Source organism: Herpetosiphonaceae bacterium, assembly GCA_036374795.1.
Lineage (GTDB): Bacteria > Chloroflexota > Chloroflexia > Chloroflexales > Kallotenuaceae > LB3-1.
This window is the reverse complement of the sequence record DASUTC010000161.1, coordinates 1-7499: the sequence shown is the minus strand read 5'-3', so window position 1 is coordinate 7499 and position 7499 is coordinate 1. Positions and strand designations below refer to the sequence as shown.

Annotated in this window: 6 protein-coding genes; 2 read left to right on the top strand and 4 right to left on the bottom strand. The window is 65.4% G+C overall.

The window, feature by feature from the left end; translation table 11 throughout:
• Positions 1-154: 154 nt before the first annotated feature.
• Both VFZ66_11605 and VFZ66_11600 read right to left on the bottom strand, forming a co-directional pair.
• Positions 155-907, bottom strand: coding sequence for a hypothetical protein (locus VFZ66_11605; protein HEX6289832.1), 753 nt, complete (start codon positions 905-907; stop codon positions 155-157).
• Between the two features lie 18 nt (positions 908-925).
• The gene (locus tag VFZ66_11600; GenBank protein HEX6289831.1) at positions 926-1570 is read right to left on the bottom strand and encodes an RNA polymerase sigma factor; all 645 of its coding nucleotides are present in this window, start codon (positions 1568-1570) and stop codon (positions 926-928) included.
• A gap of 392 nt (positions 1571-1962) precedes the next feature.
• Here VFZ66_11600 and VFZ66_11595 point away from each other — a divergent pair, with 392 nt between their 5' ends.
• Together VFZ66_11595 and VFZ66_11590 are read left to right on the top strand one after the other, a co-directional pair.
• Positions 1963-2901: a metalloregulator ArsR/SmtB family transcription factor gene (locus tag VFZ66_11595; protein HEX6289830.1), complete on the top strand. Its 939-nt coding sequence runs from the start codon at positions 1963-1965 to the stop codon at positions 2899-2901.
• Positions 2902-2973: 72 nt separating this feature from the next.
• Positions 2974-4962: a hypothetical protein gene (locus tag VFZ66_11590; GenBank protein ID HEX6289829.1), complete on the top strand. Its 1989-nt coding sequence runs from the start codon at positions 2974-2976 to the stop codon at positions 4960-4962.
• 176 nt (positions 4963-5138) lie between these two features.
• Here the strand turns inward: VFZ66_11590 and VFZ66_11585 are convergent, their stop codons facing one another.
• The gene (locus VFZ66_11585; protein ID HEX6289828.1) at positions 5139-5567 is read right to left on the bottom strand and encodes a DUF2231 domain-containing protein; all 429 of its coding nucleotides are present in this window, start codon (positions 5565-5567) and stop codon (positions 5139-5141) included.
• Between the two features lie 72 nt (positions 5568-5639).
• A partial coding sequence (locus VFZ66_11580) for a hypothetical protein (GenBank protein ID HEX6289827.1) occupies positions 5640-7499 on the bottom strand: 1860 nt, incomplete at its 5' end.

The following is a 7499-nucleotide window of genomic DNA, read 5'->3' as shown; positions in this document are numbered from 1 at the left end:
TGCGCGCCCCGGCTGCGGCAGTTCGCGCAACGCGGCGGAAATAATAAATCCAGGATGTCGTCGATCAAGCGCTGCATGGGCCTAGCATAGCCCATCAATCGCGCGACCTGATGGCTCGGACATCCCGGATCCGATCTAGCTCTCTGGAGCGACGCTAGGCGTACTGTCGCTCGCGCTGGCCCTGGCGCTGGCTCATATCGACGACCGCCCACAGCACCAGCGCGACCAGCAGCCATTGGAGCGGCTGTTGCAGCCGTACCAGCGCGCCGACCACGACGCGCGCCTGCGGCACGACGGCGTAGAGCTGATTCAGCAGCTCGGCGGGCCAGCCCGCGATCTGCGAGAGCCACGCGCTCAAGCCAAGCTGATCGATCATCAACGTATAGATCTGGCCCGCGTACAGCAGCGACAGCATCAGCAGCGCCGCCGTCACAAAATACACCGTGGCGACGACCCAGCGACGTGGGCGGGGCGCGACCGGCAGATCGGGCAGCATCGCGGGCGCGGCGTGCGGCACCAGCGCTTGCAGGCGCGCCGTCAGATCGACGGGCACCGCCACCAGCAGCTCGTCGCGCAGCGCTACATCCAGCGGCGATACCACCCGCGCAGGCTCCGGCACCAGCGCTTGCAGGCGCGCCGTCAGAGCGGCGGGCACTGCCACCAGCAGCTCGTCGCGCACGGCGTGATCGAGGCGATGGTGGATGCGCGCCGGGGACGTTACGACCGCTTGCAGCTCGGCTGTCACCGTCGCCGGAGCAGAGACGACGAGCTCAGCCCGGAGAACACCATCCAGACGCGCCATGCGCTCGGCGTACGCGGCGCAGCGCGCACACTCCTGGAGATGAGTGTGAATCGCCGTGTTCGTCGGCTCGACATGTATCTCGGTACGAACTGTCTGGCAATCCATACGTACGTCCCTCTCTCCCTAGCGAGCGGTCCCCAGCACAAAACGCTGCTGAATATGCGGCTGCCGCGACGGCGTTGCAGATGCGGCGCGCTCCTGCGCGGTGCTCTGCTCATTATACTCGTCGAGCAGCGTCGCGAGTCGTTCCTTCCCTCGGCGGATATAGCTCTTCACGGTATTCAAGGGCACATCCAGAATCTCGGCAATGTCGGTGTACCGGAGATCCTCGAAATAGTATAACGTCAACGATAGCCGGTAATGATCCTCAAGCTGCGACAGCGCGCGGCGCACGGCGAGCCGCAGCTCGTTGTCGCTCAGCGCACGCAGCGGATCGCTCGATCGATCATCGTCGGCGATCGTATCCAGCGGATTGAGCACCTGCTCGTCGTCGTTTTCGGTTGGCTGTATAAATTGCACTTGCCGTCCACGCCGCCGCAGTTCATCCCGGCACAGATTGACGACAAGGCGATAGAGCCAGGTTGTAAAACGGCTTTCGCCGTTATACTGGGGCAGCACACGCATCAGACGGATGAACGCTTCCTGCGTCAGATCCGCAGCATCTTCGGGTTGATGTAGCACACTCATCGCGATACTATACACATAGTGCTGCTGACCCATAATGAGATCGGTTAACGCTTGCGGGTCCCCAGCTTGCGCCCGTCGCACACATTCGGCTGTCGGCTCGGCCACGGTTTCACTCCTGAACGCTGCGCTTCACGCGCCATTGTCGGCTTTGACGACCGCCGCGCGTAGATGGTTGCAGGCTGTAGCATATCAATCTACGGCGGATTCGACATCAGACGTTGGATGGAAGGTATGTCTGGCGTTGCAACTATTGCCATTTGACGGTTCATTAACCCGTGTGCTACCCTCATATCACGATACATGCATACAGACTCTACGAAAGGCGAGCTATGGCGGAGTTGCTACGGGGACGACCAGCGGTAACGGTTGAGTGGCAGGTTTCATTGGGGCTCGAGCTGCTTTCCACGGCTAGCCTTGTTACGATTGTGCATGAGTTTGAAGGGCTGGGCACGTGGTTACTCGAAGGATACTCGATGTTGCCAAGCCGCTTACGTCAAGATCTTGAGCTTACGCTCCGACTCACAGGATACACTCAGGCGATCGTCGAGACGCTGACCGGAAAGCTGCTGGGTTCGGGGCAGGCAGGCAACACCAGCGCCGATGCATTTCTTGCCGATCTTGGCGCGCTCGACGCGCCGACATGTCAACAGATGTTGGAGGCGATTCTCACCAAGAGCATGGCCTACCACGAGATCGCCGCCGATCAACCTGCTGCCGAGCTGCTCGCCGACGCCGCAGCGCTGGAGGCGGTGCTGCGCCAGATGCCGCTGCCGGTCGATCCGGCCAAAGCCGCGCGGCTGCTGCGGGCACCGGCTGAGTGGCGCGATCTTCTGCTGAGCAGCCTCCAACGCTTCTGGGAGCGCATCTACCGCGAGCAATGGGGGCAGACACGCGAGCAGCTTGTGCGCAGCGTCGAGTTCCATCGTCGCCACACCTATCCATCGGAGATCTTGCCGCTGTTCACGGCGGTTACGGGGCGGCAGGTTCCCGATCGGATACGGCCCCGGCTCAACGAGATCGAGCGGGTGCGCTTTGTGCCGTCGCTCTACCTTGGGCCGTACGTCTCGTTTTTGTTCCACAACTCGACCGCGACGATCCTGTACAACGGCCAGGGCACGCCGCTCACCGAGACTACCGACGGGCCGCAGATCGAGGATCTCTACCATCCGCTGACGGCGCTCGCCGATAAAACACGCCTGATGATCGTCGCAATGCTCAACGGACGCGAGCTGTACGCTCAGGAGATCGTCGATCGGCTGGGCATCTCACAATCGGCGGTGTCGCGTCATCTCCAGCTAATGGTAGACATGAAGGTGCTGAACGTCCGGCGTGGCGAGCGCGGCGCGAAGTACTACTCGATCAACACGGCGGCGCTCCAGAGCGTGGCGCAGCGTCTCAGCCAGTTTCGCTGATCCGCGAGACTCACCTGGGGTGTGCTAGACGGCAGCGCTCATGGGCGGCGGCGCGTCTGTTATAATCGCGCGGTGTTTCAGTTAGCTACCACGTGGCACCGCAGCACGCGCATCCTGCGGGCATGGCTGCTTACGCTGAGCGAATGGCCGCTGCTGGTCTTGCTCGGCCTGTTTGCGCTGGGCGTTTTCGGCCTCAGCCAGCAGCCGCTCCACTACACGATCAATATTGGCTACGAAGAAGGATGGCACAGCGATCAACCGCTGATCGCCGCGTGGAATACGGCGGAGCCGGAGCATGCCACCGCCGATCAGCTCTCGTACCGCTGGACAAGCGACCGCTCCGCGATCAGGCTGCCGGGGCTGGGCCGTCAATCGGTCGTCGTCGAGCTACACCAGCTTCCGGCGACGGCCAATCCTGCGGTCGGCACAGGAGCGCTCCATCTCAGCGCCGGAAAGATAGCCGTCAGCCAGCCGCTCACCAATGGACGCACGCTGCATCTGCTGCTGCCGCCGGACGCAGCACAGGCGGGGGCGCTCCAGCTTAGCGCTCCTGCGTTCACCCCGCCCAACGATCCGCGCACGCTCGGCGCACCGATCGGCATGGCCGAGCTTAGCCCGCTCCGGCAAGCGCTGCGCCTGCCGCCGCTTGCGCTCTTCTGGCCGCTGCTGCTGCTGCCGCTGGCCTGGGCCGTGGCTCGGCGCTGGTGCCTGACGCGCACTAATGCGACGATCGCTGGCATCGGGCTGATCGGGCTGCTGCTGGCGGCGCTGTACGGCGACCGGCTGCGGTTTGCGCTGGCGGGCGGGCCGCTGCTGACCGGCGCGATCTGGGGCCTGATCGTCGGGGCGGCGGCGCTGTGGCTGATCGAGCGCTACGCCGTGCGCCTGGGTGTACAGCCCTCGCCGGGATTTGCCCGCTCGGTGGCGCTGCTGATCTTCTGGCTGATGCTGCTGCGCTACGGCGGTCGGCTCTACCCGGACTCGATGGTCGGGGACCTGGGCTTTCACGTCAACCGCCAGAACGATCTGATCCGTGGCCTGGTGCTGCTGATCTCGCGGCATCGCGGCATCGACTTTCCGTATCCCTCGGCGACATACATCCTGCTCGCGCCGCTGCGGCTGCTCCCGATCGCGCCCGAAACGCTGGTCGAGTGGTCGGATGCGCTCTTCGGCACGCTGGGATTGCTGCCGGTCGCCTATCTGGCGCTGCGCGGGCTGCGCGACGAGCGAGCGGCGCTGCTGGCAACCACGGTGTACGCGCTGCTCGCGCCCGCGATGATGGCGCTGTGGTGGTCGTTTCTGGCGCATATTTTCACCCAGGAAGTCGTGGCGCTGCTGATCGCGCTGCTGGTCGGCATGTGGCACCGGATGGGCACCGCGCGCGGCGTGTCGCTGATCACAGTCGCTCTGAGCATAGTCTTCTTCGGCCACTTCGGCCTGTTCATCAACATATCGATTCTGCTGGCGGGGCTGCTGCCGCTGCTGTGGTGGCGCTACCGCGCGACGCCGCAGGTCCGGCAGGTGTATGGCCTTGCCATTGCCTTTGTGATCGCCGAGGCGCTGGCGCTGGGCCTGTTCTACTCGGCCTACGTCGATCTGATCGTCACCAAGCTCGGACAGTTCCAGAGCGGCGGCATGGGCGCGGTCCAGGGCGGTCGATCGGAGATCAGTCGGCGGGCGCTGGCGCTCGCGCTGTGGCGTGACGGCTTTGTCGGGCACTACGCGGCGATCGGCGTGCCGCTGGCGCTGCTGGGCGGCTACTGGCTGTGGCGACAGCAGCGCGGGCAGATTCTCGTCTGGCTCTTCTGGGGCACCGTCGCGGTCGCCGTGCTCCAGGGCACGATCCCGTTCATCACCGCCTCGACGATCACCACGCGCTGGCTCTCGTTCTGCGCGTGGGTGATCGCGGTCGGCGCTGCGGTGGTGCTCGATTGGCTATGGCGGCGCGGACGGCTGGGGCAAGGCGTGGTCGTGCTGGCGCTGCTGTGGATCGGCGGAAGCACGCTCTGGCTGTGGGTGCGGGCGCTCGGCTACCGGATTCGTCCGCCTGAGCCGTTCTAGGATCGAGTTCCAAGTTCCAGGTTTCAAGTTCCAAGTTCCAAGTTCTAGGCCCTCACCCCCGGCGCTGCCGCGCCGCCCCTCTCCCACTGCTTTCAGCATAGGAGAGGGGCATAATTGGTGCTCGCGTTGTTCTCTTGATCTTTTGTTCCCTTGTTCTTTGTTCCCTTGTTCTTCTCCTAGCCTCTCACGCCAAAGCCCAGGCCATAGACCAGATGCCCGCCAATCCAGCCGGAGACGAGCAGGAAGATCGCCCCGACGATCAGCAGGCGCAGGTAGCCCCGACGCTGCGGCCCCGTCAGCACCGCAGGGTCGCGCCGCCGACGCAGCAGCGCCTGGCCGTAGATCAGCACCAGAAGGAGACTCAGCGCGGCGTGGGCGTTGATCCAGCCGATGGCATCCTCGCGGAGCGGCCAGTTGAGCGCAACGTCGAGCGTGCCCGTCAGCATCGCCGCGAGCAGGCCCCACCAGCCGATCACCAGCGCGCCATAGGCGCTGCGCTCCCAGAAGGGATCGGCGCGGCGCGTGTACATGAGCGTCAGGGCAAGATTCAGCAGCAGCAGCGCGATCGGGAAGTGCGTGAAGAACGGATGTAGCACAATTGGCACAGGACGCTCCAACAAGAACAGGCTGAGGATCGACCTCAGCCTGTCTCGATTCTACCACCGATTGCCGGATGGCTAGATGCGCACGCGGGAGCGGTGGACGCGAACGCTATGCAGCAGCAGCGTCAGGCCCAGCAGCACCAGACCAGAGAGCGGGACGCCTCCGCTGGTATTCGGCAGCTTATTGCCGAGTTCTTCCGGCGGCGCGGGCTGCGGCACATCCGGCGGCGAGCCACCGGCGGCCCTTGGCAGAGTCGACCCGGCGGTCGCCGTGTTGGTGGGCGGCGCGGTCGGCGTTGGCGCGTTCTTGGCCGCGACGACGATGTCCACGATGTTGGAGAAGACGTTATGCGGAAGACCATCGTAGAGCAGCGTCGCCTGGTTGCTGATCGTCACGGGCAGCACGTCGCGGGAGCGCGCGCGGACCTTGACGCGGACCTTGACCTCTTCGCCACCGGCCAGCGTCGAGCGAAGAGCCTCGATCCTCTGGCCGCTGACCCTGACGGTCAGACCTTCGCCGGTCGCTTCCAGCACCTCGAACGCGGGATTGATGTCATCGCCGATCACGACGTTCTTGAGCGGCTGGATATTGCGCATCGCTTCGAGCTTGGTGCTGCCAGCGGGTGCCATCATCGGCGATGAGCCGCCAGCGGCCTGACCTGCGTTCTGGAGCGTGATCACGTACTCGAACGTATCGCCCACGAACACCTGGCCCCAGTCGCTCTTCTTATTGAAGCGGATCGAGGGCTTGCCCGGCTCCGGCGTCGTCACCGGCGGCAGCGTCGGGCCTGGCGTCGCCGTTGGAGCCTGAGGCTGCGGCTGACGCCCGCCTGAAGTAGCCGGCGGCTTCTGCGCGGTGCCGCTACCGGCAGGCGGACTCGTCGGATTAGCCGGTTTGGCCGTCGGATTCGTCGGGCTGCCTGGCTTAGCCGTCGGATTGGCTGGCCTGGTCGTCGGCTTGGCCGTTGGCTGCGGCTTAGCGGACGGCGCGGGCGATGCGCTCGGCGCAGGCGAGGACGACGGCACAGCAGTTGGCTGCGGATTGTTCGGCGGCGACGTCGGCTGCGGGTTATTCGGCGGCGATGTCGGCTGCGGATTGTTCGGCGGCGATGTCGGCTGCGGATTGTTCGGCGGCGACGTCGGCTGCGGATTGTTCGGCGGCGACGTGGGCACTGCGGTTGCCGGCACTCTCGTCGGGACCGCCGTACCCGGCACTCTCGTCGGGATCGTCGTGCCCGGCACTCTCGTCGGGATCGTCGTGGCCGGGAGCCTGGTCGCCGTGGGCGTGACCGGCACTGCGGTAGGATTACCCGTGCCGACCGTGACAAGTCGCGCGCTGCCCTGCACGCTCTGCCCGGTGCCTAACGTTGCGGTCGCCGTGTTGGCGATCGTCGCGCCGGTACTCGCCACGACCCGGACACGCACCACCACCGAGGCGATCTGATTGATCGACGGCATCATCGTACAGGTCAAGGTCTGCCCCGCAAGAGCGCAGTTGGCGTTCTGCGTGCTGACGATCGTCACCGGCTGCACCTCGGCAGGGAACGTATCGGTCAGTTGGACCGGTACGGCGGGGCTCACCGGATTATCGACGCGGATCGAGTACAAGAACTCGCCACCTGGCGGGACCATCGCGATGCCGCGTCCGTTGACATCCAGCGCATCCTTGAGCACGCGGAAGCCTCCAGGCGACGGGCTTGGCGACGGGCTTGGTGAGGCCGATGGGCTAGCCGATGGGCTCGGCGACGGGCTGGGGCTCGGCGACGGGCTGGGACTCGGCGACGGGCTCGGCGTCGGCGTATCCGATGGACCCGGATACGGGCTGGGGCTCGGCGATGGGCTCGGCGTCGGCGTATCGGTGGGCGTTGGCGTATTAGTCGGTGTATCGGTGGGCGTCGGCGTATCCGACGGACCCGGATACGGGCTCGGCGTCGG

Bases quoted from the DNA above. Each gene is read 5' to 3' on its own strand.
- VFZ66_11605 (HEX6289832.1), bottom strand. From the start codon at position 907: ATGGATTGCCAGACAGTTCGTACCGAGATACATGTCGAGCCGACGAAC.
- VFZ66_11595 (HEX6289830.1), top strand. From the start codon at position 1,963: ATGTTGCCAAGCCGCTTACGTCAAGATCTTGAGCTTACGCTCCGACTC.